Annotated in this window: 1 protein-coding gene; it reads left to right on the top strand. The window is 39.8% G+C overall.

What is annotated here, in order from left to right; all coding sequences use genetic code 11:
• Window positions 1-1,903: non-ribosomal peptide synthetase (locus tag ACZFYI_RS19835; protein ID WP_462525851.1), on the top strand; the 1,903-nt coding region annotated here is incomplete at both ends.

Consider the following 1,903-nt stretch of genomic DNA (forward strand, 5'->3'; position numbering starts at 1 on the left):
GTTCTTGGACTTTTTTGGAATACCTACAAAATAGGAAAAAGGAGCTTCTGGATGACTATGACAACCAATTGTACACATTTGGCAACCTAATCCAGCATTTGAATATTCCTAGGGATCCTTCGAGAATTCCATTGGTACATGTCATTTTCAACATTGATATGGGTATGGATAATCAGGTCAAGTTCTCAGGCTTATCTTTTGAACTGATCAGCAATCCAAGGAAATATGAGAATTTTGAGCTTTTCCTTAACCTGACCAACCGTGGGAAAGATTTGGTTTTTGAATGGTCTTACAATACTGATCTTTTTAATCAAGAGACAGTCTCCTATTGGATGGAAGGCTTCCAGGGACTTTTGGAGGATTTGACTAGAAATCCACGGATGAAAATAGAAGAATTAGAGTTTAATAGTGTTTTCAACCAATCTAAATTAAAGGAGTGGAATTCAACAGATATGGAATTACCTGTCCAGGATTCTTTTTTGGAACTTTTTTTCCAACACGTGGAAAAGAATCCTCAAAAAAAAGTTCTTGTGACTCCTCAAAGGGAATTTAGCTACGAGGAATTGTTTTGGTCTGCCCAAGATATATCACACCAATTAAAGAGGCAAGGGATTAAAAGGGGTGAAGTGATCGGAGTCCTTCTTGATAGGAATGAAAAACTACTTCCTGCGCTCTTAGGTGTTCTAATGGCAGGTTGTGCCTATGTTCCTTTGGACCCTTCCTTTCCGCAGGAGAGGATTAAATATATGGTTCAAAATTCTGACTCTTCTTTGGTGCTTTTAGAAGATGAAACATTGTTGGAAGAATCTTTGTCTGTAAAAAAACTAAAATTGGATGCCCTCAATGTTTCAAGATCCGGAACTTTTTCAAAAATTGAATATCCTAAGGCTTCTGATTTAGCTTACATTTTATATACTTCTGGTTCAACAGGACTTCCTAAAGGAGTCAAGGTAAGTCACCTTAATTTGTTAAACTTTTTGGTAAGTATGCGCCATCAGCCGGGACTAATTTCTGAAGATGTATTATTGGCAATTACCACCATATCATTTGATATTGCTGGTTTGGAGTTGTTTTTACCATTGATTACGGGTGCAAGCGTGATTTTGGCTGACAAGGAAAGTGCGAAAGATGGCAGGTTGTTGCTGGATTTGATAGATCAATACGGCGTTACCTGCATGCAGGCTACACCTGCTACCTGGCGAATGTTAATGATTTCAGGATGGAAGACTCCAAGGTCATTGAAGGTGCTTTGGGGAGGAGAAGCCTTGCCTAAAGATTTGGCGATCAAATTGCTGGATTTGGCTGGGCCTTTCTGGAATATGTATGGTCCTACCGAAACTACCATCTGGTCGACAGTCAAAGAAATCCAAGATGCAGAGGACATTAGCATAGGAAGACCTATAGCCAACACCCAAGTATATATTTTAGATGAGAAACTTCGGCCTTGCCCAATGGGAACTGTAGGGGAGATTTGTATTGGAGGTATGGGGGTAGCAAACGGGTACCACCTTAGGGATGAATTGACAAAAGAGAAATTTGTAGCTGACCTTAATCGGAACGGAGGAACCATTTATCGCACAGGTGATTTAGGTAAATTCCTCCCAAACGGGGAGATAATTTGCTTGGGCAGAATGGATCATCAGGTCAAAATAAGAGGATACCGGATTGAATTAGGGGAGATAGAAGCAAAACTGAATCAAACACCGGGCATTAGGCAGGCAGTTGTCAATACTTTTTCGGACGAAAATGGAAGCAGTTCCTTAGTTGCATATTTGATTTTGGCTCATGAGACTTCTGGTAAAATGTCAGATAAATTACTTTCAAAAACCAGGGAAACACTTAAGGAAAGCCTTCCTGACTACATGATTCCTTCCGAATGGATTGTTTTGGAAGAACTTCCCTT

The sequence above is a fragment of the Aquiflexum sp. genome (genome assembly GCF_977115555.1).